We start from the raw sequence: 23,174 nt of genomic DNA, 5'->3' as shown, positions 1-23,174 counted from the left end.
AGCCCCCCAACCGGTCGGTTACATTCCTACGCGCCCCATCCCGAAGGGAAATGTCTGGTGCTGGGCCAAGCGGGAGCATTCAGAACGCAAGCGGAACACATGCAAGAACACCATAATCAACATGCATATTTCGACCCTTCCCGCGCGGATTGACACGGTGTAAGTCGGTTCAGATGCGATCAGTGTCGCAATTCGCCTAGTGCCAAGGCCGCGAATTGGCGATGTGTGAAGCAGGAAACAATGCGGGCCACACGGCCTTGCTACACCGGGGGTTTGCACCATGTCCGACGACCAAGACGACATCATCCTGTCCGAATTGGACGATGACGAGCTGGTTCAGCAGATGTTTGACGATCTTTACGATGGTCTCAGAGACGAGATCATGGAAGCCGTCAATATCCTGCTCAGCCGCGGCTGGGTTCCCTATGACATCTTGACCAAGGCGCTGGTCGGCGGCATGACCATCGTCGGCAAGGATTTCCGCGACGGCATCCTTTTCGTTCCCGAGGTGCTGCTGGCTGCCAACGCGATGAAGGGTGGAATGTTTATCCTCAAGCCGCTTTTGGCTGAAACCGGCGCGCCCCGCGTGGGCAAGATGGTGATCGGCACGGTCAAGGGCGACATTCACGACATCGGCAAGAATCTGGTGGGGATGATGATGGAAGGCGCCGGTTTCGAGGTCGTCGATCTGGGCATCAACAATTCCGTCGAGAAATACCTTGAGGCGATCGAAACCGAAACCCCCGACATCCTCGGCATGTCCGCCCTGCTGACCACGACGATGCCCTATATGAAGGTCGTGATCGACACGATGATCGAACAGGGCATTCGCGACGACTATATCGTGCTGGTCGGCGGCGCCCCCCTGAACGAGGAATTTGGCAAGGCCATCGGCGCAGACGCCTATTGCCGCGACGCCGCCGTCGCGGTGGAAACCGCCAAGGAATTTGTCGGGCGCAAGCACAATCAGGGCGCAACAGCCTGAGGCCGCCCCGACGGCAAACGAACTTGATACCAACGGGGCCGACAGTGGCCCCGTTTTCACATCGGACCCGACCCTCGCCTGCGACGCCTCATACGTGTACACTGGGGCAACCGAACAGATTGGCACAATTGGCCCATGACCGACCTGCTCCCAGACCTGCCCTCTGACAAGATCCTGACCGAGGTCGGCATGTCCGCACCAGTCAACGACGCAGGCCGTGTCCTGCTGATTGCCTGCGGCGCATTGGCGCGCGAAATCCTCGCGCTGATCCGGCTCAATGGGTGGGATCATATGACACTGGTATGCTTGCCCGCCAATCTTCACCTATATCCCGACAGGATCGCAGACGCGGTCGAGGATACGGTGAAAAAACACGCGGCAAGCTTTCAACGTATCTTTGTCGCCTACGCCGATTGCGGCACCGGCGGCCTGCTGCGCGCCAGATGCGATGCGCTGGGGGTGGAAATGATACAGGGGCCCCATTGCTATAGCTTCTATGAGGGCAACGACACCTTCGCACAGCATGATGATGAGATCACGGCGTTCTATCTTACCGATTTCCTGGTCCGACAGTTCGACGCCTTCGTCTGGAAACCGATGGGCCTGGACCGACATCCACAGCTGCGCGACATGATCTTCGGAAACTATACCAAACTGGTCTATCAGGCGCAGACCGACGATGCGGCCCTGCGCGCCAAGGCCGAGGAGTGCGCGCGCCGCCTCGACCTCGATTACGAGTATCGCTTTACCGGCTATGGTGAGCTGGACACAACGCTGGCAGATGTCGCGAAAAAGAAATAGACGCGCCACTATCGCGACGCGCCCTGTTTTTTCTTGGTAAAAATACCCAAATGCCGCCGCCGCGACGGGTACTGCGTTACGCGTTGGCTTCGCGGATCTTGTCCGCCGCAGCCTTGTCATAGCTGACGCCGCTTTTCTCCAGCAGCGTGTCCAGCTCGCCCGACAGGGTCATCTCGGTGATGATGTCGCAACCGCCGACGAACTCGCCCTTGACATAAAGCTGCGGGATGGTGGGCCAGTCGGAATAATCCTTGATCCCCTGACGGATACCCTCGTCTTCCAGCACGTTTACGTCGCTATAGTCGATGCCCATGAAATTCAGCACCCCTGCCACGCGGCTGGAGAACCCGCATTGCGGCATCTCCTTGGTGCCCTTCATGAACAGGACCACGTCCTTGGCTTTGACGGTGTCTTCTATACGTGTCTTCGCGTCGGTCATGTTTGTCCTCATCATTTCTGCGGCCTTGGGGCCAGATTCGTACAGCTCGGCGCGGGCCACAATCGGAAAACGCGCCGAGTGGGGTTTCAGCCCAAGGCGCCGCGCCGCCTGCTGCTCAGTCGGGGGCGCGGGTTGTCAGCGCCAGCGCGTGCAACTCGCCCGCAGGTCCGTCCATCTTGCCTTTCAGCGCGGCATAGACGGCGCGCTGTTGCTGAACGCGGTTCATGCCCTTGAAAGACGGATCAATCACCTCGGCGGCGAAATGCGCGCCGTCGTTTCCCTGCACGCTTACGCGGGCATCGGGAAACGCCTCACGGATCATCGCCTCGATATCGGTTGCGAGAATGGCCATCTATGCCCTCCTGTACAGCGGTTTATATCGATGTAGAGCCCCGCCGGGCCAAGTGCAAGATGCCCCCGCCCCAAAGCGCACCAACAGTTCCTGCAAGTGCGCTACAGATCGTCACCCCGATTCAGCACCTCGCCCAGCAGGTCGCGCTGCAATTTGGGGCTGTCGCCAGTGCTGCGATGCCCGGACAAGGACCACCTGATCAAAGGCTTGCGCCGCCGACGCATCAACTGCCTCCGCTTGCACCTGTTCCCGCCGCACGCCATGGTGCGCAGGCAACCGAATTTGGCGGGCGACATGCAACACGCGACCACCTGGGGCCTCGTCTCCACCATCAAGGCGCCAGCGGAAGCCATCCTGAACTTTGCCGCGCATCATCTGGATATCGGCGCACACCGCATTCACATCTTTCTGGATGAAGATTGCCCGCCCGCCCGCCGCACCCTTGCCGCCCATCCGCGCTGCACCGTCACGGTGACGGACGACGCCTATTGGACCGAACGGCGCAAACGCCCCGAGGCGCATCAGGCGCGCCAGACCGTAAACGCCACCCGCGCCTATCGCCGCAGGCCCGGGGTGGATTGGCTGGCCCATATCGACGTTGACGAATTCCTCAGCCCCTCCTCCCCGCTCAGCGATCAGCTGGGCGCCCTGCCCGCCAGCGCCCGCACCGCCCGCGTGCGTCCAGTCGAGGCATTGGCGCCCCCCCCCGATGACGTGGGCGCGACATGGTTCAAGGCCTGCCATCTGCGCCAGTCCCGTCGCAACGCGCAGACCGAGGAAATCTATCCCACCTACGGCGCACTGCTGAACGGCGGGTTTCTCAGCCATGTCGCGGGCAAGATTTTCGTGCGCACCGGGCAAGAGGCACTGAGCCTGCGCATCCACAATGCCTTTGACGAGCAGGGAAAAATTGCCAACAAGGATGAGCTGACCCAGACCCTCCTGTGCCATTTCCACGCCCCCAGCTGGCAGGCATGGCAGCGCGCCTACCGCTATCGGCTGCAAAGCGGATCCTACCGCGAGGGGCTGAAGGGCGCGCCCAGCCTGCCGATGACGATGAATGCCCTGTTCAACGCGATCGAGGCCGATGGCGGCGAGGACGCGCTGCGCGCCTTCTATGACGAGGTCTGTACCGCCACCCCCGCCCTGCGCACCCGGCTGGAGGCGCACGGGTTGCTGCACCGGATTGATCTGGATCTGGATGCCAAACGCGCACGTCACTTTCCATCCCATGGCTAATCCACGCGCGCCAAATTGTGTCCGTCAAGGTGACATACCCTCCAAACGGCTGGTTTTGACCGTCTTTTAACCCATCTGATTGACCAAACCCCCTGAACTGATGTAAATGCGGCTCAGAGGTCCCCGCATGCGGAGAACCGCAGGGTCGTACGGACCCGGACCCAATCAGACGTACGGGCCAAGTTGTGTCCGTAAACCACGGATACACATGACAAAATTTTCCGATTTGAATCTGAACCCCAAGGTCCTCAAGGCCGTCGAAGAGACGGGCTATACCGTTCCCACCCCCATTCAGCAGGGGGCGATTCCCCCCGCGCTGGAGGGCCGTGACGTTCTGGGCATCGCGCAGACCGGCACTGGCAAGACAGCCGGTTTCGTATTGCCCATGCTATCGCTGCTGGCGCGCGGACGCGCCCGCGCGCGCATGCCGCGCTCTCTGGTCCTGTGCCCGACGCGCGAATTGGCCGCACAGGTCGCCGAGAATTTCGACACTTACTCCAAGCACCTGAAACTGACCAAGGCTCTCCTGATCGGCGGTGTCAGCTTCAAGGAGCAGGACAAGCTGATCGACAAGGGCGTTGACGTCCTGATCGCCACGCCCGGCCGCCTTCTGGACCATTTCGAACGCGGCAAGCTGCTGCTGACCGGCGTTCAGATCATGGTCGTGGACGAGGCGGACCGCATGCTGGACATGGGATTCATCCCCGATATCGAACGCATCTTCAGCCTGACGCCCTTCACCCGCCAGACGCTGTTTTTCTCCGCCACCATGGCGCCCGAAATCGAGCGAATCACAAACACGTTCCTCAGCTCACCCGAGCGGGTAGAGGTCGCGCGGCAGGCGACCGCCAGCGAGACAATCGAACAGGGTGTGGTCATGTTCAAAGGTTCGCGACGTGACCGCGAGGCCAGTGAAAAGCGCAAGGTTCTGCGCATGATGATCGACGGCGAAGGTGACAAATGCACCAACGCCATCGTGTTCTGCAACCGCAAGATTGATGTCGACACTGTCTCTAAATCGCTCAAAACGCATGGCTATGACGCGGCGCCCATCCACGGCGACCTGGATCAGAGCCAGCGGACCCGCACGCTCGACGGTTTCCGCGCAGGCGATCTGCGCATCCTCGTCGCCTCGGACGTCGCCGCACGCGGGCTGGATGTTCCGGCGGTCAGCCATGTGTTCAACTTCGACGTACCATCCCACCCCGAGGATTACGTTCACCGGATCGGCCGCACCGGTCGCGCCGGGCGCGATGGCAAGGCGATGATGATCTGCTCGCCCAAGGACGAAAAGAACATGATCGCGATCGAGGCTCTGATTCAGCGGGATATTCCGCGCCTCGAAAACCCGCTCGGTACGACCAGCGATGTGCAGGACGCCCCGGCAGAGGTGGATGTGGCCAAGACCGGGACACCCAAACCCCGCCGCTCGCGCAGCCGTAAGAAGCCGGACAGCCCAGCCGACGCAGCACAGGCCGAGGCGCCAGCGCAGGCCACCCTGCCCGATGCGCTGCCTGACACCCAACCTGCCGCACCGCAGAAACCAACCCAGGCCGAGACGCCACACCGGGACGCCGCCGCGCAGCCGGACGCAGTGCAGGACGATGCACCGCAAAATGCACCGCAGCCCGACAGCCGCCCCGACGCACAGGCGCAGCAGGACGGCAAATCCAGCCGCTCGCGCAGCCGTGGTGGACGTGGGCGCTCGGGCGGTGGAAATGGTGGCAATGGCGGCGGCGAAAAGGTTGTCGGTATGGGCGACCACATGCCCAGCTTCATCGCTCTCAGCTTTGAGGATCGCCGCGCGGGGTGATCCCCCCCGCCTGCCCGTCCTCCTACGGGGCAGTGGGTGAATACGTAAACGCCCCGGCCAATTTCTTGGCCGGGGCGTTTTCTTTTCTGGTCTTGCACCAATCGGCATCCCAAGTTCAGCGCACCCCGGTTCATCTCAAACATCGACGACGGTAGCGCTGCGGGGTCGGGCCGCCGCTGAGACAGGGCGGCCCGACTTGCCTCAGCTCATACGGCTGATGATCACCGTGACCTCGGGCCTTTTGCCGACCTCCGCGTTGGCCGACTGGCGTGTGATACGACGCAGCTCTTCTTCCAGCTTGTTATCGTCGGCGCGCAGCTTGCGGGCAGAGCGGCCCAGAAACTGGCTCAGATCCTCTTCCAGAACGTCCAGCAGCGGCGCGTTCGATGTGCCCGTTTCGGCCAGACCCTTGATCTCGCACCACGGATCGCCAAGGCTTTCGTGATCTTCGTCAAGGATGATATTTACCGTCACATGCCCGTTCAGCGCCATGCGGATCCGGTCGCGCACGACACCATCAAGTGCGCCGACCTGGACCGACCCGTCCAGATAGGTGCGCCCCGTTTCGACATGCTCGGCCACCTTCGGCGTCTTTGCCGTCAGGTCCATCAACATGCCGTTCACGACCATAACACCGCGTACCCCCTTGGCATTGCAGATTTTAACATGCTCGCGCAGGTGACGATGCTCGCCATGCATGGGCACAACCATCTGCGGCTTTACCAGTTCGTGCATCCGCTCGATATCGGGGCGGTTGGCGTGCCCCGAGACGTGATAGAGTCCGCTGCTGTCATCAATCACGTCAACACCGATTTCGGAAAACTGGTTCATGATGCGAATGACGCCGCGCTCGTTGCCCGGGATCGTCTTGGACGAGAACAGGAACGTGTCGCCCTCCTTCAGCTTGATCCCCTGATATTTTCCGTTGGCCAACTGGGCGCTGGCCGCGCGCCGCTCGCCCTGAGAACCGGTGACGATCAGCATCAGATTCTCGCGCGGCAGGTTCTTGGCCTCCTCGGGGGTGACGGTCGACGGGAAATTCTTCAAAACACCCGTCTCGACCGCGGCCTCGATCATCCGGCGCATGGCGCGGCCCATCAGGCACACGCTGCGCCCGGCCCGTTCGCCCGCCTCGGCCAGCGTTTTCACCCGTGCGACGTTACTGGCAAAGGTGGTCGCGGCGACCATGCCCTTGGCCGAGGCGATCAGCTTTTCGATCTCGGGGCCGACGGTGGCCTCGGACCGGCCCTCATGGGCCGAGAACACATTGGTGGAATCGCACATCAGCGCCAGAACGCCGTCCTTGCCCAGATCCTCCCACATGGCATGATCAAACGGCTCGCCCACGCCCGGATCGGTGTCGATCTTGAAATCGCCGGTATGCACCAAACGCCCCTTGGGCGTGTCGATCACCAACCCCGAGCTTTCGGGAATCGAATGCGAGATCGGCACAAACCCTACCGAGAACGGGCCAGCCTCCGTCACCTTGGGCCACGGCCTGACGATCTGGACCGCCTTTTCGGGGTGTCCATGCTCGGACATCTTGCGCCGCGCGATATTACCGGTGAAGGCCCGCGCATAAACCGGCGCGCCGAGGCGATCGTAGTAATGCGCGATGGCGCCGACATGATCCTCATGCGCGTGGGTGATGAAAATCGCTTCCAGGTCGTGCTTGCGCGCCACCAGCCAGGAAATGTCGGGCAGAATCAGATCCACGCCCGGGCTGGTCTCCATATCGGGGAAGGTCAGCCCCAGATCGACAAGGATCAGCTTTTCCTTGCCCGGTTTGCCGTATCCATACACATAGGCATTCATGCCAATTTCGCCCGCCCCCCCGAGGGGCAGGTAGATCACTCGTTCATTGCTCATCCGGCGTTAGCCTTTCTTGTTGTAGTCATGAATCACGGTCAGGCCGTGCATTGTCAGATCATCTTCTATCTCGTCAAAAAGCTCGGCCCCCTGGGCAAAGAGCGGCGCCAGCCCGCCAGTGCCGATCACCTTCATGGGGCGCGCATATTCGGCCTTGATCTGGGCGCAAAGGCCCTGAACCATCCCGATATAGCCCCAGTAGACCCCCGACTGCATGCAGTCGACCGTGTTCGTCCCGATCACGCGCGGCGGCGTAGTCACGTCGATATGCGGCAGTGCCGCGGCTGCCATATGCAGCGCCTCAAGACTGAGGTTCACCCCCGGCGCAATCACACCGCCCACATAGGCGCCGTCGCCTGCCACCACATCGCAGGTCGTCGCTGTTCCAAAATCCACGACGATCAGATCGCCGCCGTGCCGCGACCATGCCCCTGCCGTGTTGACCAGACGGTCCGGTCCCACCTGCGTGCCCGCGTCCACCCGCGGCAGCACCGGCAGCTTGCATTCGGGCTTACCCACAACCACCGGCCGACAGCCAAAGAACCGGTCGGCAAAGACGCGCAGGTTGAACACGACGCGCGGCACCGTGGACGAGATGATGACATCCGTAATGTCCACCTCGATGCCGTAATGTTTGACCAACGTGGAATACCAGGTGAAATATGCATCCGCCGTACGCGCATGATGGGTCGAGGTCCGCAGCGTGCACAGGAATTCGCTGCCATCCCAGATAGAAAAGACGGTGTTGGTATTCCCGCAATCAATTGCCAGCAGCATCATTCGCCTCACTTAGAAAAACACGTCTGCCGCCGGAATAGCCCGTCGTCCACCCGCCGTAGATAGAACGAGATTGCCGTCCTCGTCCACCGTCTCGAACCGGCCCGTCGTTTCCTCGCGCATGGTGCGCGCCGTCACGATCTGCCCCAGCCGTGCCGCCCGTGCCAGCCAGTCCGCGCGGATCGGCGCAAAGCCGTCACGAACGAACACCGCCTCGCGCCGCCCGTAGGCGGCTGCAAGATGATCCAGCAGCCTTTCAGGCGTTACCTGAACCCCTGTCCCGCTCAGCAGCGACACAGGCGGCACCGCCCTCGCCTCGCCCGGCACCGGCACACCCGCCAAATTGACGCCGATGCCGATCACCAGATGCGCCAGCCGCCCCGCCGAACTGCTACCTTCCAGCAGGATTCCGGCCAGCTTGCCCTCGCTCAGCAATACGTCATTCGGCCATTTCAGTGCCAGATCAGCGCCCGGTGCAAGCGCGCTCAGCGCATCATACAGCGCCAGCGACGCCACAAAGGACCTCAACGCAGCCCGCTCCGGCGGCTCCGCCGGGCGCAGCACCAACGATGCCGCAAAGTTCCCCTCAGGGTCGCCCCACACCCGCCCGCGCCGCCCGCGCCCCGCGATTTGCCGCGCGGCAAAAATCCACGTCGGGCCTGCCAATTCAGACGCCAGGCGCATGCCTTCGGCATTGGTGCTGTCCACCTCAGGCAACATGTGCCGCCCGTACCCTACTGGCCAAACTGGATCTTTCATCGTTCCGAAAATACTCCTGCCAGAGGCACGCAGCCCGCAGGGCTGCCGAAAACGAAAGTGACGCGCCATAGCGCGTCCCCTTCTGTCAGATATTTAGGTGACTGGCTCAGTTGACCAGCGTTGCCGCCGCCGCCTGCGCGGCGCCTTCGATCCCCAATAGGTTCACGCCCGGAAGCCAAGCAAGGCCAATGATCGCCGCGCTGACCATGAGGATCCCCCATAGAACCGGTGACACCGGCGGGTCCAGCGCCTCGCCCTCTTCGCCGAAATACATGTAGTAAACGATGCGCAGGTAATAGAACGCACCAATCACCGACCCGACCACACCCAGCACCGCCAGCCAAACCAGCCCGCCGTCATAGGCCGCACGCAACACGTAGAACTTGCCGAAGAAGCCAACCAGAGGCGGCACGCCCGCAAGGCTGAACAATAGCACCAGCATGGCCAGCGCCCGGCCGGGAGATGCGCGGGAATAAAGGTTCAGGCTGCGGATGTCAGTGATCGGCAGGCCGTCCCTCTGCATCGACAGGACAAAGGCGAAGGTGCCGACGTTCATCGTGACGTAGATCGCCAGATAGATCAGCATGGCCTGAACGCCAAACTCGGTGCCCGACGCGAGGCCCATCAACGCGAAACCCATATGCGCGATCGACGAATAGGCCATCAGCCGCTTGATATCGGTCTGCCCGATCGCCGCGAAACTGCCCCAGAAGATCGACAGAACGCTCATCACCGCAAGGATCTGCTGCCAGTCCGACACGATTCCTCCGAATGCGTCGAATAGCGTCCGGGCGAACAGCGCCATCGCCGCGACCTTGGGCGCGGTTGCGAAAAACGCCGTGACCGGGGTCGGCGCGCCTTCGTAGACGTCGGGCGTCCACATGTGGAACGGCACCGCAGACACCTTGAACGCGAGGCCCGACATGACAAACACCAGCCCCAACAGCAGCCCCACCGGCGCACGCCCGTCGGCTGCCTCGATAATTCCGACAAAACTGGTCGTGCCGACGTAGCCGTAGACCAAGGATGCACCATAGAGCAGCAAGCCCGAGCTGAGCGCACCCAGCACGAAATACTTCAGTCCGGCCTCGGTCGAGCGCACGCTGTCACGGCGCATCGATGCGATGACGTAAAGCGACAGAGATTGCAGCTCCAGTCCCATGTAGAGCGACATCAGATCGCCGGCGCTGACCATCATCATCATGCCAACCACACCAAGCGCGATCAGGATCGGGTATTCGAACCGCAGCAACCCGCGCCGCGCCATGTAGTCCTGCCCCATGACCATCACGGCGGCGGCGCTGAGGAGGATCATCACCTTGGCAAAGCGCGAGAAACCGTCGTCTATGAACATGCCGGAAAACGCCGTTTGCGTCCCCGAACCGGTCGTCCCGATCCAGAACGCCAACGCCACGAACAGCGCGGCGGTCAGCCAGATCAGCATGCCTGCCGCCTTGTCCTTGACCGTGTAGACGGCGCCCAGAAGGGCCAGCATCGCAAAGACCGCGATGACGATCTCGGGCAGGATAATATTCAGATCAGCCTGGATCATCTGAGCCTCCTCAATGCGCGGCTTCGGCGGTCTGGACGGCACTGTCTGTGCCCCCCTGCGCCAGCGCGGTGTCGTATTGTGAAATCAGCGCCTCGGTCGAGGGGCCGATGATGTCTGTCACCAGCGACGGGTAGACGCCCAGCAGTAGCGTCATCGCAACCAGCGGGGCAAAGATCGCCCGCTCGCGCCCGGTCATGTCGGAAATGGACTTGAGGCTCTCCTTGATCAGATCACCCAGAACAACCCGGCGGTAGAGCCACAGCGCATAGGCCGCCGACAGGATGACACCGGTTGCGGCCACGGCCGCGACCCATGTGTTGACCTTGAAGATACCGACCAGTGTCAGGAATTCCCCGATGAAGCCCGACGTGCCCGGCAGGCCCACATTGGCCATGGTGAAGAACAGGAAGATCAGCGCATAGCTGGGCATCCGGTTCACAAGGCCACCATAAGCGTCGATATCGCGCGTGTGCATCCGGTCATAGATAACCCCGACGCACAGGAACAACGCGCCCGAGATAAACCCGTGGCTGATCATCTGAAAGATCGCTCCGTCGACGCCCTGCTGGTTCGCCGCAAAGATACCCATCGTGACATAACCCATATGCGCAACGGACGAATAGGCGATCAGCTTCTTCATATCCTGTTGGGCCAATGCCACCAGCGACGTGTAGACAATGGCGATCGCGGACATCCACAGCACCAGCGGCGTCAGCACTTCGGCCCCGATGGGGAACATCGGCAGGCTGAACCGCAGGAAGCCGTAGCCGCCCATCTTCAGCAGGATCGCGGCCAGCACGACAGATCCGGCCGTCGGCGCCTGAACGTGTGCGTCGGGCAACCAGGTATGCACCGGCCACATCGGCATTTTCACCGCAAAGCTGGCAAAGAACGCAAGGAACAGCAGCGTCTGCATGCCGCCGACGATCGTGAAGCCCAGCACCGAGAACGTCTCGCTGTCAAAGCCGTGGCGCATCAGCGACGGAATATCCGTCGTGCCCGCATCCGAGAACATGGCAACCATCGCGACCAGCATCAGCACCGATCCGAGGAACGTATAGAGGAAGAACTTGAAGGATGCGTAAATACGCTCCTTCCCGCCCCAGATGCCGATGATCAGGAACATCGGGATCAGACCCGCCTCGAAGAAGACGTAGAACAGCACCAGATCCAGCGCCATGAACACGCCCAGCATCAGCGTTTCCAGAATGAGAAACGCGATCATGTATTCCTTGACGCGCGTCTTGATACCCCAGGAGGCTGCGATGGTCAGCGGCATCATGAAGGTCGTCAGCAGCACGAAAAGGACGCTGATCCCGTCGACACCCATCTTGTATTGCAGCCCCAGCAGCCATTCGCGCTCTTCCACGAACTGGAACCCGGTGTTGGACGGGTCGAAATCAAACAGGATGAACAGCGAGACGAGGAACGTCACCACCGTTGCCGCCAGCGCCACCCATTTGGCATTGCGCTGCGCCGCCGCATCCTCGCCCCGCAGGAAAATGGCGAGGATCGCCGCCGCGATGAGGGGGATGAACGTCGTGATCGACAGAACGTTTTCCATCAGTTTGCCCCTCCGGTGAACGTCATCCATGTGACGAGGATCACGATCCCGATCACCATGGCGAAGGCATAGGTAAAGATATAGCCGGATTGCGCGCGGCCCGCGAGGCGGGTGAAGAAGGGCACGATGCCCATCGCCACGCCGTTGATCGTGCCGTCGATGGCGCCGCCGTCTCCGCGCTTCCACAGGAAGGCACCAAGCTTCTTGGCCGGGCCGACGATCAGGGTATCGTAGATCTCGTCGAAATACCACTTGTTCAGCAAGAAGGCATAAAGCGGGCGCTGCGCCTCCATGAACTTGCGGGGGGTGGCAGGGCTCCAGACATAGAACCAGAGCGCGGTCAGCAGGCCCAGAACCATCGCGACGAACGGGCTGACCTTGACCCAGACGGGGGCATGGTGCGCATCGTCGATCACGGTATTGCCCGCGCCCATGTAGATCGCGCCGACGGGCGCTATCGCCTCGGCATGGGCCTCACCTGTCGCGGTCTCATCGGCGCCTGCCTCGGCATGCATGGTTGCGGCGTCCGCTGCGACAGCACCGTCCGCCCCGGCCACATCTTCGGTTGCGGCAACGGCGCCTTCGTCGTGGTCCGCTTCGCTGGCCTCGGCATGGTGCGCGGGAATGCCGAAGAATTTGTTCACCTTGTCGTGGTCGCCAAAGAAGCTGCCATACCAGACCATCCCGGCCAATACCGATCCGACAGCCAGCACGCCCAGCGGCACCAGCATCACCATCGGGGATTCATGCGCGTTCTGGTGCGTTTTCTTCTCGCCGCGTGCGGTACCGAAGAAGGTCATGAACATCAGGCGCCAGCTGTAGAAACTGGTCAGCGCCGCGGCAATCACCAGCATCCAGAAGGCATAGCCGCCTGCCGTGCCAGCCCACGCGCTCTCGATGACGGCGTCCTTGGACAGGAATCCGGCGAAACCGATATGCGTCAGCGGGATGCCGACACCGGTGATGGCCAGCGTGCCGATCATCATCGCCCAGAACGTATAGGGCAGCTTGTGACGCAGGCCGCCATAGTTGCGCATATCCTGTTCGTGATGCATCCCGTGGATGACCGAACCGGCACCCAGGAACAGCATCGCCTTGAAGAACGCGTGCGTCAGCAGGTGGAACATTGCCACCGAATAGGCACCGACGCCTGCGGCGACAAACATGTAGCCCAGCTGCGACATGGTGGAATAGGCGATGACGCGCTTGATATCGTTCTGCACCAGGCCGATGGTCGCGGCGACAAACGCCGTGGTCGCACCGATGAAGATAACGAACATCAGCGCCTCGGGCGCGTATTCCATCAGCGGCGACATGCGGCAGACAAGGAAAACACCGGCGGTGACCATCGTCGCCGCGTGGATCAGGGCCGATACCGGGGTCGGGCCCTCCATCGCGTCGGGCAGCCATGTGTGCAGGCCCAGCTGTGCCGATTTACCCATCGCGCCGATGAACAGCAGGATAGCGATCAGATTTGCTGCGTTCCAATCGGCCCACAGGAACCGCAGGTTTGTCTCGGCCAGCATCGGGCCGGAGGCGAATACATCCTCGAACAGGATACTGTCGGTGAGGAAAAAGATCGCCAGAATGCCCAGCAGGAAACCGAAATCGCCCACGCGGTTGACCACGAACGCCTTGATCGCGGCGGCGTTAGCCGACGGCTTGCGATAGTAGAACCCGATCAGCAGATAGGACGCGAGGCCCACACCCTCCCAGCCGAAAAACATTTGCAGCAGGTTGTCAGCCGTCACCAGCATCAGCATCGCAAAGGTAAACAGCGACAGATAAGCAAAGAAACGAGGGCGATAGGAGGCGCCCTCTTCGAAATTGTGATCATGGGCCATGTAGCCCATCGAATAAAGGTGGACGAGCGCCGAGACGGTTGTGACCACGATCAACATGATTGCCGTCAGACGGTCCAACCGGATCGACCAGCTGGCGTCCAGCAGGCCGGACTGCACCCAGTCCATAACGTGGATCTGCTGCAACGTACCATCATGGCCGATGAACACGATCCACGACAGCGCGCAGGACAGGAACAGCAGCGCCGTCGTGAGGACCTGCGCCCCCTTGTCGCCGATGATGCGCCAGCCGAAGCCCGCGATGATGGCACCGATCAGAGGCGCGAAGAGAATAATCTTTTCCATGACCTCAGCCCTTCATCACGTTGACGTCTTCGACCGCGATAGTCCCGCGGTTGCGGAAGAAGCAGACAAGGATCGCAAGCCCGATCGCGGCCTCGGCGGCAGCGACGGTCAACACCAGCAGGGTAAAGATCTGCCCCGCCAGATCGCCGGCAAAGCTGGAGAAGGCGACGAGGTTGATGTTCACCGCCAGCAGCATCAGCTCGATCGACATGAGCAGGATGATGATGTTCTTGCGGTTCAGGAATAGCCCGAAGATGCCGATGACGAACAGCGTCGCCGCCACCGTCAGGTAATGTTCAATTCCGATCATGTCTGTCCCTCAGTCTTTCTTGTCTGGCTCGCGCTTCTCTGGCGCGGGCGCCGCCATGGCGTCCTGGCTGGCGGTTCAGCCGATCAACGAGTAGCCGCCAAAGATCACGATTGTATTTCTGGACATGCGCTTCATCCCTTGGCTAGGGGCGGCGCTGATAGCGCCGCCTGGATTTATTTTCGGCAGCGGGCCTACAGTCCCTGCCCCGGCTTGACGTTCTTCAGCTTCATCGCCTTGGCCGGATCGCGCCACATCTGATGCAGCACATTCTGGCGCTTGACATCGACGCGGTGGCGCAACGTCAGGACAATCGCACCGATCATGGCAACCAGCAGGATCAGACCCGCCAGTTGGAACAGCAGGAAGTATTTATCATATAGCAGCAGTCCCAGCGCGGCAGTGTTTTGCACATCAACCGGCGCAGGCGCGACGCGCGCGGCCTCGGCCCCGGCCGACACTTCCCACGCGCCAAAGGCAATACCGAACTGCATCAGCAGGATCAAACCGATCAGCAGCGCAAGCGGCATGTACCGGGCCATCTCCGCCTTCAATTCGGCAAAATCGACGTCCAGCATCATGATCACGAACAGGAACAGAACCGCGACCGCACCGACATAGACGATCACCAGCAGCATCGCCACGAATTCCGCGCCCAGCAGAACGAACAGGCCTGCGGCGCTGATGAACGACAGGATCAGCCACAGCACCGAATGCACCGGGTTGCGGCTGATGACGGTGAACAATCCGCCGACAAGGGCCGAAATCGCAAAAAGGTAGAACGCAAATGCCATCGCGGTCATGTGTTTTTTCCTTCCTCGGTTTCCCCGTCCATCACCTCGCGCGCCAGCTCCATCGCGCGGTTCATGGCCGGAACGCCTGCGAACATCGCCATGCTTGCGATCGTCTCGGCAATCTCGGCTTTCGTGGCGCCGGCGCCCAGAAGGTGGCGCACAGTCATGCGCACCGCCGTATCGGCCTGCGCGCCCTGCATCGTCAGACCTGCCAGCGTCAACAGAAGCCGCGTCTTGGCATCAAGCCCATCGGGGTTCAAGCCCTTGCCGAAGGTCATTTCCATGATATCCTTGGGCATCGTCCCCCAAAGCGCCTCGAACCCCTTGGGTGAAAAGGATTCCAGCGCCGGATTCATGGATTTCGCCATGTCCTGCGCCTGCCGCATCATTTGCTCAAACGGGTTTTTTGCATCGGTCATCGGTAAGGTGCATCCAATTCGAGGTTGCGGGCAATCTCGGCCTCCCAGCGGTCGCCGTTCTCCAGTAGCCTGGTCTTGTCGTAGAACAGTTCTTCGCGGGTTTCGGTCGAGAATTCGAAATTCGGGCCTTCGACGATGGCATCAACCGGGCACGCCTCCTGGCAGAACCCGCAATAGATGCATTTTGTCATGTCGATATCGTATCGCGTCGTGCGGCGGCTGCCATCGTCGCGCGGCTCGGCGTCGATGGTGATGGCCTGCGCCGGGCAGATCGCCTCGCACAGCTTGCAGGCGATGCAGCGCTCTTCGCCGTTGGGATAGCGGCGCAGGGCGTGTTCGCCCCGGAAACGCGGGGACAGGTGGCCCTTTTCATGCGGATAGTTGATCGTCGCCTTGGGCGCGAAGAAGTATTTGAACCCCAGCCCCAGCCCCTTCCACACATCGCTCAGCAGGAAATAACCGACCGCGCGTCCATAATCGATATTCGCCATTACGTCAGCTCCTCGCAATCGTGGTGGCCTGTGCCCCGGCATCTTGGGACGGTATAGCCTGAGTCTGTGCATTCAGTCGCGTCATACCTGCATTGGTCGCGCCATTCCAGCGCGTCTCGTAATCACTTTGCAGGGCAAAATCAGGAAGATGCGACTCGGTTGTTTTTTCGATCTCGTAATACAGATAAGTCCGCCCCGGCCCGATCTGGTTTTTCAGCCGCAGGCGCAGCCCGCTGGTGGCCGGGTCTTCAAATGCGACATGACCGAAGGCATCGTCAGGCTCGGTGGGAATCGCGCGGCAGTCCAGCACATTGCAGTTGCAGGCGCGTTTCCAGAAGGTCCAGACCAGCTCGGGGTTGAATTGATACATACCGTGGCCGTACCAGCCATTCAGCCCATTCGCCGAAATCAGACGCCCGCCGGGTTTGAGCATGCGAAACAGCCCCTCCAGCGCCATCGGCACGTTGAACACATGCTCGACCGTGCCCCCGTCAAAGATCAGGTCGAACTGGTTCTCAAGACTTTCGCAGGGCTTCTTGTTCAGATCATGCAGGATCGTAGCGCCCTCGTAATCCGAAAAATCCATGACCTCCATGGCACCAAAGCCCAGCTTGCCCATCAGGGTCTCGGCATAGCCGTCGTCCTGAAGGAAATCGAAACGACGCGCCTCAATGCCATGATCGGCCAGCGTTTTTTCGTACAGCTTGCGGTGCTTCGTCTGAATGGGAAATTTCTGACGTCCCAGCATGAGCGAGCGCCCTTCCGGTTTGAACCGGGCGCTCAACTCAACAAGCCGATCAAAAAGGACGTAGTCGATCCCCAATGCTTCAGCCCCCCATCGTGAACCGGGCCCAGAATGCGCCCAGAACTTCGAACTTGGCGAGGAAGGAAATAATCACGACCCAGGCCAGCGACATCGGCAGGAACACTTTCCAGCCGATACGCATCAACTGATCATAGCGGTAGCGCGGCGTGATCGCCTTGACCATGGCGAACAGGAAGAAGAAGAACGCCATCTTGCCGATCATCCACACCACGCCGTCGGGCAGGCCCGGAATGGGCGACAGCCAGCCACCGAAGAACAGCAGCGACGTCAACGCGCACATCAGGAAGATCGCGATATATTCCCCCGCCATGAACAACAGGAAGGCCGTCGCGGAATATTCCACCTGATACCCGGCCACCAGTTCGGATTCGGCCTCGGGCAGGTCAAACGGCGGACGGTTCGTCTCGGCCAGGCACGAGATAAAGAACAGCGCAACCATCGGCAGGTGCGGCAACCAATACCAGCCAAAGAAGCCGTATTTGGTGTCCTGCGCACCGACGATATCGCCAAAGTTCAGGCTGCCGGTCGAGATGATGACCCCGATGATGATCAGCCCCAGGCTGACCTCGTAGGAAATCATCTGCGCCGCAGACCGCAGCGATCCAAGGAACGGGTATTTGGAGTTGGACGCCCAGCCCCCCATGATGACGCCGTATACTTCCAACGACGAAACCGCAAAAATGTAGAGCACCGCGACGTTGATATCCGATATCGCCCAGCCGTCGGACATCGGGATCACGGCCCACGCAATGACGGCCAGAACAAAGCTGACAATCGGCGCCATGATGAACACAACCTTGTCCGAGCCGGCGGGGATCACGACCTCTTTCACGACGTATTTCAGCGCGTCGGCGACCGATTGCAGCAGGCCGAACACGCCCACCACGTTGGGGCCGCGCCGCATCTGCACGGCGGCCCAGATCTTGCGGTCGCCATAAACGAGAAACAGCAGCGAAACCATCACAAAGCCAAGCATCGCAAGACACTGCGCAAAGATAATCAGAACGGTCCCGAACGGGGTTGCAAAAAATTCGGCCATCAGATCCTCATACCATCGGTATTCCATTTTCCGCGCAGTCGGCGGCGACGATTTCGGCGTCGATTGTCTTTAACCCGCGCGGCAGTGTCGGCGAGATCGTATAAACCGCATCCGCGCGCCATACGCCACCCTCATCCGCGATATTCGTGCGCACATGACGCGCAAACCCGTAGCCCCGGATCAGGGTGTATTGTGCAGCGGCACAATCCGCATACCGCGCCACGTCGCCCGTGTCACGTGCGCCGGACATTGTTATCCGGAAATTAACCAGATCGCTGTCCAGCAGATCGGTCTGTATTTCGCCATATTCAGGTTCAAAAGGCACCGCAGCCCCGCCCTGTGCACAGGCCGATACGGCGCCGGAGATAACCAGCAGCCCAAATACCGCAACGGCGCGCATCATTCACAACCCGGCGCAGGTTTGCGCTGGCCTGTCACGATCCAGTCGTCGCCGCGCGGTGTGCCGATCAGAGTATAGCGGCACGATGTCGTATAGGACTCATAGGACGTACCGATCGTGGTGACATTGCCCCACCCGCCCCTGCCGACACCGATCCCGACACCAATCACGGGTCGCGGTGACGGGCGCATGCCATGCTTTTCCACTTGCCACTGAAAGGCGCGGCGCCCGTCGGCCAGATCGAACACCTCGTCGGGCTGGCCGAAATCCAGCATCGGATCGACGATAGAACGGCCCATATACTTGTCCAGCACCGGGGGCGCGCAGCCCATCAGCACCGCAGCAACCGCAAGAGCGGTCAGGATATGGGGGGCGCTCGGCACGGTCCCTGTCACTCCGCAGCCATTCTGGACGACCTGCGGGCCTTGGCGCCCGCGCTCAGTTCGGCCATCAGCTGGCTTGCGCGGGCGATCGGATTGGTCAGGTAATGGTCCTCGATCGCATAGCGGAAGCTGCCCTTGCCCGGCGCGCTGGTCTCCAGCGGCTGCCATTCATTCTCGGGCACATGGTCGATTTCGGCCAGATGCGGCACTTCGGCGATCAGCGCCTGGCGCAACTGCGGCAGGCTGTCATAGGGCAGCACACTGCCCATCTCGCCCGACAGCGCGCGCAGGATCGCCCAGTTTTCCTTGGCCTCGCCGGGGGCGAACCCGGCGCGCAGCGCCAGTTGCGGACGCCCTTCGGTGTTCACGAACAGGCCCTGCTCTTCGGTATAGGCGGCGCCTGGCAGGATCACGTCGGCGCGGTGCGCGCCCCGATCGCCATGGCTGCCCTGATATATCACAAAGGGACCTGCCGCGATCTCGGTCTCGTCCGAACCGAGGTTGTAGATGACCTCGGCACCGTCCAACGCAGCGGTCAATCCGCCCTCGGTGGTGCAGCCCGCATCCATCGCGCCGACGCGGCCGGCGGCGGTGTGCAACACTAGGAATTTCGACTCCGTTGCCGCAGCAAAGGCCATCGCCTGACTCAGGACGGCGTCACCATCGGCTTCGGTCAACGCGCCCTGCCCTATGATCACGATCGACCGGCGGCTCAACGCATCCTCATGATCGCCACCATTCATCTTGACCAGATCATCGCGCCCCGTGCCCAGATGGAAATAGTCGAATGTCAGGTCCACTTTCGGCCCGACGACGCCCACCTTGGCGCCTGCCAGCCAAGCCTTGCGGATACGTGCGTTCAGCACCGGGGCCTCGACATGCGGATCACAACCGATCAGCATGATCGCTTCTGCGGTATCAATTTCCTCGATAGTGGCGGTCCCGACATAGCCAGATCGATTGCCCGCCGGCAGCTTGGCGCCATCGGTGCGGCATTCGACATGACCGCCCTGCCCCTCGATCAACTGTTTCAGCGCGAAGGCCGCCTCGACCGGTGCCAGATCGCCCACGAGACCGGCAACTTTCCTGCCCTTCATCGCAGTCGCAGCCGCCTCCAGCGCCTCGGGCCAGGTGGCGGCGCGCAGCTTGCCGTTTTCGCGGATATAGGGCTTGTCCAGACGCTGGCGGCGCAGACCGTCCCAGACAAAACGTGTCTTGTCCGAAATCCACTCCTCGTTCACGCCGTCATGGTTGCGCGGCAACATCCGCATGACTTCGCGACCCTTGGTATCGACCCGGATGTTGCTCCCCAAAGCGTCCATCACGTCGATCGTCTCCGTCTTGGTCAGTTCCCACGGGCGGGCCGTAAAGGCGTAGGGTTTGCTGACCAGCGCGCCGACCGGGCACAAATCGATGATGTTGCCCTGCATGTTGCTGTCCAGCGTCTCGCCGAGATAGCTGGTGATCTCGGCATCCTCGCCCCGGCCCGTCTGACCCATCTGGCTGATCCCGGCCACCTCGGTGGTGAAACGCACGCAGCGGGTGCAGGAAATGCAGCGCGTCATGTGCGTTTCCACCAGCGGACCCAGATCCAGATCCTCGGTCGCGCGTTTCGGTTCGCGGAATCGGGAGAAATCGACCCCGTAGGCCATCGCCTGATCCTGAAGATCACACTCGCCGCCCTGATCGCAGATCGGGCAATCCAGCGGGTGGTTGATCAGCAGGAATTCCATCACGCCTTCGCGGGCCTTTTTCACCATCGGCGAATTGGTTTTCACCATCGGCGGCTCGCCATCCTTGCCGGGGCGCAGATCGCGCACCTGCATGGCGCAGCTGGCAGCCGGTTTCGGCGGGCCGCCGACGACCTCCACAAGGCACATGCGGCAGTTTCCGGCGATCGACAAACGCTCGTGATAGCAAAAGCGCGGGATTTCCACGCCGGCAATCTCGCACGCCTGGATCAGGGTCATGGCCCCTTCCACTTCGATCTCGGTTCCGTCAATGTTCACTTTGCGAAGGTCGGTCATGGTGTTCACTTTGCTTTCAGGAATGAGCCGATGCGGCTGCGGTTCTTGATCTCTTCCCGTCCCAATTGGCACAGGCTGGCGGCGTCCAGATTGCTGGCGCCCTTCGATTTGAAATAGGCGTTGCGGCGCTCGCGCATCTTTGCCTGTTCGGCATCGTCGTTCACATAGGCGTCAATCTGCGCCTCGGTATAGCCGCGCTTTGCCGCCATTCCCTTGAGCTGGGTCACATAGCTGCGCGCAGCCCAGAACCGGCCCGAAAAATCATTGCATTCACGGCGGATCTTGTCGGCGGCGGCGATTGCCAGAAGGCCGGCGTTGATGTCTTTTTCGCCTGCCAGATCGGCGCGGGCGGCATTGGCCATTGTGCCAAGGCTGAGGGCAATGAGCGTGGTGAGTATCAGGCGCATGGTGCGTCTCCTTTCATGCGTGTCACGCGAAGGGCGCAATCGCTCCCCCGCTTGTCACACGAGATGGAGAGCAGCCGACCTGTTATGCAATAACAAGCACCGTTTGCTGCCGATATGCGGGCAGTTGCTACCATTTTACGCAGCTTCCGCGGAAAATAAGGACACCATTTTCAGAGACAACACTGGCATCCTCGGGTCCATACCCCGGCTGCCAGCTGATATCGCTGTCGCCAAACGTCTCGACGCAATAGGTCGTCCCCGCGAAACGCCCGGCCTCGCGTGCGCCATTGATGCCCTGCGCGAAATCGCGCACCGCGACCGAGAATTGCTCGCGCCGGTCGTTCGACTTGCTCAGTTTGGCTGGGTAGTAATTGCCATCAAAGCGCACCCGCTCGCCCGGCCTGCCACAGGCAGTCAGGGCCAGTGCGGCGGCCAGCGCGGTCAATGTCATCCCTCGGATCATTGCGAACCCCTTTTCAATCGCCCTGCTATTCTGCTGCCACAGGGCGCGATGTCGTGCTGCGCTTGTGCTTGATCCGGTCCTCGATCTCATCACGGAAGTTGCGGATCAGACCCTGTATCGGCCACGCGGCGGCATCCCCCAACGCGCAGATCGTATGCCCCTCGACCTGCTTGGTCACGTCCAGCAGCATGTCGATTTCCTCGGGCTCGGCATCGCCGCGCACCAGCCGGTCCATCACGCGCATCATCCAGCCGGTGCCCTCGCGGCACGGCGTGCACTGGCCGCAGGATTCGTGCTTGTAGAATTTCGACAGACGCCAGATCGCCTTGATGATGTCGGTGGACTGGTCCATCACGATCACGGCAGCCGTGCCCAAACCGCTGCGCTGGTCGCGCAGATAATCGAAATCCATGATCGCCTCGCGCATGTTCTCGCCGCGGATCAGCGGAACGGAACTTCCGCCGGGGATCACGGCCTTGAGGTTGTCCCAGCCGCCGCGAATACCGCCGCAATGCTTTTCGATCAGCTCTTCGAAATTGACGCTCATCGCCTCTTCTACAACGCAGGGGTTGTTGACGTGCCCCGAGATCGCGAACAGCTTGGTGCCCGAATTATTCGGGCGGCCAAAGCTGGAGAACCAGTCCGGCCCGCGCCGCAGGATCGTTGGTACGACGGCAATGGATTCCACGTTGTTCACTGTGGTCGGGCAGCCATAGAGGCCCGCGCCCGCCGGAAACGGCGGCTTCATGCGCGGCATGCCCTTCTTGCCCTCCAGCGATTCCAGCAGCGCCGTTTCTTCGCCGCAAATATAGGCGCCCGCGCCGTGGGTCAGGTAGATATCGAAATCATAGCCCGACTTGCAGGCGTTTTTCCCGACCATCCCGGCTTCATAGCATTCGTCGATTGCGGCCTGAAGCGCCTCTTTCTCGCGAATATATTCGCCGCGAATATAGATGTAGCATGCATTCGCCTGCATCGCGTAGCTGGCGATCAGGCACCCCTCGATCAGAGTATGCGGATCGTGGCGCATGATCTCGCGGTCCTTGCAGGTGCCCGGTTCGGATTCGTCGGCGTTGACGACCAGATAGCTGGGGCGCCCATCGCTCTCTTTCGGCATGAACGACCATTTCAGCCCGGTGGGAAATCCCGCACCGCCGCGACCGCGCAGACCGCTGGCCTTCATCTGGTCGATGATCCAGTCGCGCCCGTTCTGAAGGATCTTGGCCGTGCCATCCCAATGGCCACGCGCTTGCGCGCCTTTCAAAGTGCGGTCATGCATGCCGTAAAGATTGGTAAAGATGCGGTCTTGGTCTTGCAGCAT

At 61.3% G+C, this 23,174-nt stretch carries 24 protein-coding genes; 4 read left to right on the top strand and 20 right to left on the bottom strand.

The features are described 5' to 3' along the window. Window positions 1–280: 280 nt before the first annotated feature. Together FGD77_RS13425 and FGD77_RS13420 are read left to right on the top strand one after the other, a co-directional pair. Entirely contained in the window at window positions 281–985 is a 705-nt protein-coding gene (locus tag FGD77_RS13425; protein ID WP_255010477.1) for a B12-binding domain-containing protein, read from the top strand. A gap of 189 nt (window positions 986–1,174) precedes the next feature. Further along, window positions 1,175–1,786 carry a DUF1638 domain-containing protein gene (locus FGD77_RS13420; RefSeq protein WP_255014216.1) on the top strand — a complete coding sequence of 204 codons (612 nt, stop codon included), beginning with the start codon at window positions 1,175–1,177 and terminating at the stop codon, window positions 1,784–1,786. Between the two features lie 76 nt (window positions 1,787–1,862). On the opposite strand, the gene grxD is transcribed toward FGD77_RS13420, so the two are convergent. Together grxD and FGD77_RS13410 are read right to left on the bottom strand one after the other, a co-directional pair. Next, window positions 1,863–2,225, bottom strand: a complete 363-nt coding sequence (grxD, locus tag FGD77_RS13415; RefSeq protein WP_255010476.1) for a Grx4 family monothiol glutaredoxin — start codon at window positions 2,223–2,225, stop codon at window positions 1,863–1,865. Between the two features lie 115 nt (window positions 2,226–2,340). Further along, entirely contained in the window at window positions 2,341–2,577 is a 237-nt protein-coding gene (locus FGD77_RS13410) for a BolA/IbaG family iron-sulfur metabolism protein (RefSeq protein ID WP_255010475.1), read from the bottom strand. Between the two features lie 294 nt (window positions 2,578–2,871). Between FGD77_RS13410 and FGD77_RS13405 the strand changes: the two genes are divergently transcribed. Then, window positions 2,872–3,816, top strand: coding sequence for a glycosyltransferase family 2 protein (locus tag FGD77_RS13405; RefSeq protein WP_255010473.1), 945 nt, complete (start codon window positions 2,872–2,874; stop codon window positions 3,814–3,816). A gap of 208 nt (window positions 3,817–4,024) precedes the next feature. Beyond that, entirely contained in the window at window positions 4,025–5,629 is a 1,605-nt protein-coding gene (locus FGD77_RS13400; protein ID WP_255010472.1) for a DEAD/DEAH box helicase, read from the top strand. A 201-nt stretch (window positions 5,630–5,830) separates the two neighbouring features. Here the strand turns inward: FGD77_RS13400 and FGD77_RS13395 are convergent, their stop codons facing one another. The 18 genes from FGD77_RS13395 to nuoF all read right to left on the bottom strand — a co-directional run bounded on the left by FGD77_RS13395 (window position 5,831) and on the right by nuoF (window position 23,174). Beyond that, window positions 5,831–7,498: a ribonuclease J gene (locus tag FGD77_RS13395; protein WP_255010470.1), complete on the bottom strand. Its 1,668-nt coding sequence runs from the start codon at window positions 7,496–7,498 to the stop codon at window positions 5,831–5,833. A 6-nt stretch (window positions 7,499–7,504) separates the two neighbouring features. Next, a complete protein-coding gene (locus FGD77_RS13390; protein ID WP_255010469.1) occupies window positions 7,505–8,275 on the bottom strand; it encodes a type III pantothenate kinase in 771 nt (256 codons plus the stop codon). Between the two features lie 12 nt (window positions 8,276–8,287). Further along, window positions 8,288–9,034: a biotin--[acetyl-CoA-carboxylase] ligase gene (locus FGD77_RS13385; protein WP_255010466.1), complete on the bottom strand. Its 747-nt coding sequence runs from the start codon at window positions 9,032–9,034 to the stop codon at window positions 8,288–8,290. A 106-nt stretch (window positions 9,035–9,140) separates the two neighbouring features. After that, on the bottom strand, window positions 9,141–10,586 hold the full coding sequence (gene nuoN / locus FGD77_RS13380; RefSeq protein WP_255010465.1) for an NADH-quinone oxidoreductase subunit NuoN: 1,446 nt from the start codon (window positions 10,584–10,586) through the stop codon (window positions 9,141–9,143). 10 nt (window positions 10,587–10,596) lie between these two features. Beyond that, entirely contained in the window at window positions 10,597–12,150 is a 1,554-nt protein-coding gene (locus tag FGD77_RS13375) for an NADH-quinone oxidoreductase subunit M (RefSeq protein ID WP_255010463.1), read from the bottom strand. Next, on the bottom strand, window positions 12,150–14,297 hold the full coding sequence (gene nuoL / locus FGD77_RS13370) for an NADH-quinone oxidoreductase subunit L (RefSeq protein WP_255010462.1): 2,148 nt from the start codon (window positions 14,295–14,297) through the stop codon (window positions 12,150–12,152). The genes FGD77_RS13375 and nuoL overlap by 1 nt, the downstream gene beginning before the upstream one ends. A 4-nt stretch (window positions 14,298–14,301) precedes the next feature. Beyond that, the gene (nuoK, locus tag FGD77_RS13365; RefSeq protein WP_113912613.1) at window positions 14,302–14,607 is read right to left on the bottom strand and encodes an NADH-quinone oxidoreductase subunit NuoK; all 306 of its coding nucleotides are present in this window, start codon (window positions 14,605–14,607) and stop codon (window positions 14,302–14,304) included. Between the two features lie 191 nt (window positions 14,608–14,798). Next, window positions 14,799–15,407, bottom strand: a complete 609-nt coding sequence (locus FGD77_RS13360; protein ID WP_255010458.1) for an NADH-quinone oxidoreductase subunit J — start codon at window positions 15,405–15,407, stop codon at window positions 14,799–14,801. Next, a complete protein-coding gene (locus tag FGD77_RS13355) occupies window positions 15,404–15,817 on the bottom strand; it encodes a carboxymuconolactone decarboxylase family protein (RefSeq protein WP_255010456.1) in 414 nt (137 codons plus the stop codon). Before FGD77_RS13355 ends, FGD77_RS13360 begins: the two co-directional genes overlap by 4 nt. Further along, window positions 15,814–16,308, bottom strand: coding sequence for an NADH-quinone oxidoreductase subunit NuoI (gene nuoI, locus FGD77_RS13350; protein ID WP_255010453.1), 495 nt, complete (start codon window positions 16,306–16,308; stop codon window positions 15,814–15,816). Before nuoI ends, FGD77_RS13355 begins: the two co-directional genes overlap by 4 nt. A gap of 4 nt (window positions 16,309–16,312) precedes the next feature. Next, window positions 16,313–17,056, bottom strand: a complete 744-nt coding sequence (locus tag FGD77_RS13345) for a methyltransferase domain-containing protein (protein WP_255010449.1) — start codon at window positions 17,054–17,056, stop codon at window positions 16,313–16,315. A 79-nt stretch (window positions 17,057–17,135) separates the two neighbouring features. Beyond that, window positions 17,136–18,173 carry an NADH-quinone oxidoreductase subunit NuoH gene (gene nuoH / locus FGD77_RS13340; protein WP_255010448.1) on the bottom strand — a complete coding sequence of 346 codons (1,038 nt, stop codon included), beginning with the start codon at window positions 18,171–18,173 and terminating at the stop codon, window positions 17,136–17,138. A 7-nt stretch (window positions 18,174–18,180) separates the two neighbouring features. Then, entirely contained in the window at window positions 18,181–18,576 is a 396-nt protein-coding gene (locus FGD77_RS13335; protein ID WP_255010445.1) for a hypothetical protein, read from the bottom strand. Further along, window positions 18,573–18,956 carry a hypothetical protein gene (locus tag FGD77_RS13330; RefSeq protein ID WP_255010442.1) on the bottom strand — a complete coding sequence of 128 codons (384 nt, stop codon included), beginning with the start codon at window positions 18,954–18,956 and terminating at the stop codon, window positions 18,573–18,575. Before FGD77_RS13330 ends, FGD77_RS13335 begins: the two co-directional genes overlap by 4 nt. 8 nt (window positions 18,957–18,964) lie before the next feature. Further along, window positions 18,965–20,983 (bottom strand): NADH-quinone oxidoreductase subunit NuoG, encoded by a 2,019-nt coding sequence (nuoG, locus tag FGD77_RS13325; RefSeq protein ID WP_255010440.1) that lies wholly within the window; start codon window positions 20,981–20,983, stop codon window positions 18,965–18,967. A gap of 5 nt (window positions 20,984–20,988) precedes the next feature. Then, window positions 20,989–21,390, bottom strand: coding sequence for a DUF5333 domain-containing protein (locus FGD77_RS13320; RefSeq protein ID WP_255010436.1), 402 nt, complete (start codon window positions 21,388–21,390; stop codon window positions 20,989–20,991). Between the two features lie 127 nt (window positions 21,391–21,517). After that, on the bottom strand, window positions 21,518–21,853 hold the full coding sequence (locus FGD77_RS13315; protein ID WP_255010433.1) for a hypothetical protein: 336 nt from the start codon (window positions 21,851–21,853) through the stop codon (window positions 21,518–21,520). A gap of 25 nt (window positions 21,854–21,878) precedes the next feature. Continuing rightward, window positions 21,879–23,174, bottom strand: coding sequence for an NADH-quinone oxidoreductase subunit NuoF (gene nuoF, locus FGD77_RS13310; RefSeq protein ID WP_255010431.1), 1,296 nt, complete (start codon window positions 23,172–23,174; stop codon window positions 21,879–21,881).

Origin of the sequence: Roseovarius sp. M141 (assembly GCF_024355225.1) — a bacterium.
Classification (GTDB): domain Bacteria; phylum Pseudomonadota; class Alphaproteobacteria; order Rhodobacterales; family Rhodobacteraceae; genus Roseovarius.
This window is presented reverse-complemented; position numbering and strand designations above follow the sequence as displayed.

Excerpts from the sequence above, each read along its gene's own strand:
- FGD77_RS13385 (WP_255010466.1), bottom strand. The coding sequence starts at position 9,034 with ATGAAAGATCCAGTTTGGCCAGTAGGGTACGGGCGGCACATGTTGCCT.
- nuoL (WP_255010462.1), bottom strand. The coding sequence starts at position 14,297 with ATGGAAAAGATTATTCTCTTCGCGCCTCTGATCGGTGCCATCATCGCG.
- FGD77_RS13360 (WP_255010458.1), bottom strand. The coding sequence starts at position 15,407 with ATGACCGCGATGGCATTTGCGTTCTACCTTTTTGCGATTTCGGCCCTT.
- FGD77_RS13425 (WP_255010477.1), top strand. The coding sequence starts at position 281 with ATGTCCGACGACCAAGACGACATCATCCTGTCCGAATTGGACGATGAC.
- FGD77_RS13390 (WP_255010469.1), bottom strand. The coding sequence starts at position 8,275 with ATGCTGCTGGCAATTGATTGCGGGAATACCAACACCGTCTTTTCTATC.
- FGD77_RS13395 (WP_255010470.1), bottom strand. The coding sequence starts at position 7,498 with ATGAGCAATGAACGAGTGATCTACCTGCCCCTCGGGGGGGCGGGCGAA.
- FGD77_RS13400 (WP_255010472.1), top strand. The coding sequence starts at position 4,025 with ATGACAAAATTTTCCGATTTGAATCTGAACCCCAAGGTCCTCAAGGCC.
- FGD77_RS13375 (WP_255010463.1), bottom strand. The coding sequence starts at position 12,150 with ATGGAAAACGTTCTGTCGATCACGACGTTCATCCCCCTCATCGCGGCG.
- FGD77_RS13420 (WP_255014216.1), top strand. The coding sequence starts at position 1,175 with ATGTCCGCACCAGTCAACGACGCAGGCCGTGTCCTGCTGATTGCCTGC.
- nuoK (WP_113912613.1), bottom strand. The coding sequence starts at position 14,607 with ATGATCGGAATTGAACATTACCTGACGGTGGCGGCGACGCTGTTCGTC.
- grxD (WP_255010476.1), bottom strand. The coding sequence starts at position 2,225 with ATGACCGACGCGAAGACACGTATAGAAGACACCGTCAAAGCCAAGGAC.
- FGD77_RS13410 (WP_255010475.1), bottom strand. The coding sequence starts at position 2,577 with ATGGCCATTCTCGCAACCGATATCGAGGCGATGATCCGTGAGGCGTTT.
- nuoN (WP_255010465.1), bottom strand. The coding sequence starts at position 10,586 with ATGATCCAGGCTGATCTGAATATTATCCTGCCCGAGATCGTCATCGCG.
- FGD77_RS13405 (WP_255010473.1), top strand. The coding sequence starts at position 2,872 with ATGCAACACGCGACCACCTGGGGCCTCGTCTCCACCATCAAGGCGCCA.
- FGD77_RS13355 (WP_255010456.1), bottom strand. The coding sequence starts at position 15,817 with ATGACCGATGCAAAAAACCCGTTTGAGCAAATGATGCGGCAGGCGCAG.
- nuoG (WP_255010440.1), bottom strand. The coding sequence starts at position 20,983 with ATGACCGACCTTCGCAAAGTGAACATTGACGGAACCGAGATCGAAGTG.
- FGD77_RS13345 (WP_255010449.1), bottom strand. The coding sequence starts at position 17,056 with ATGCTGGGACGTCAGAAATTTCCCATTCAGACGAAGCACCGCAAGCTG.
- nuoI (WP_255010453.1), bottom strand. The coding sequence starts at position 16,308 with ATGGCGAATATCGATTATGGACGCGCGGTCGGTTATTTCCTGCTGAGC.
- nuoH (WP_255010448.1), bottom strand. The coding sequence starts at position 18,173 with ATGGCCGAATTTTTTGCAACCCCGTTCGGGACCGTTCTGATTATCTTT.
- FGD77_RS13315 (WP_255010433.1), bottom strand. The coding sequence starts at position 21,853 with ATGATCCGAGGGATGACATTGACCGCGCTGGCCGCCGCACTGGCCCTG.
- nuoF (WP_255010431.1), bottom strand. The coding sequence starts at position 23,174 with ATGCTGCAAGACCAAGACCGCATCTTTACCAATCTTTACGGCATGCAT.
- FGD77_RS13320 (WP_255010436.1), bottom strand. The coding sequence starts at position 21,390 with ATGCGCCTGATACTCACCACGCTCATTGCCCTCAGCCTTGGCACAATG.
- FGD77_RS13335 (WP_255010445.1), bottom strand. The coding sequence starts at position 18,576 with ATGATGCGCGCCGTTGCGGTATTTGGGCTGCTGGTTATCTCCGGCGCC.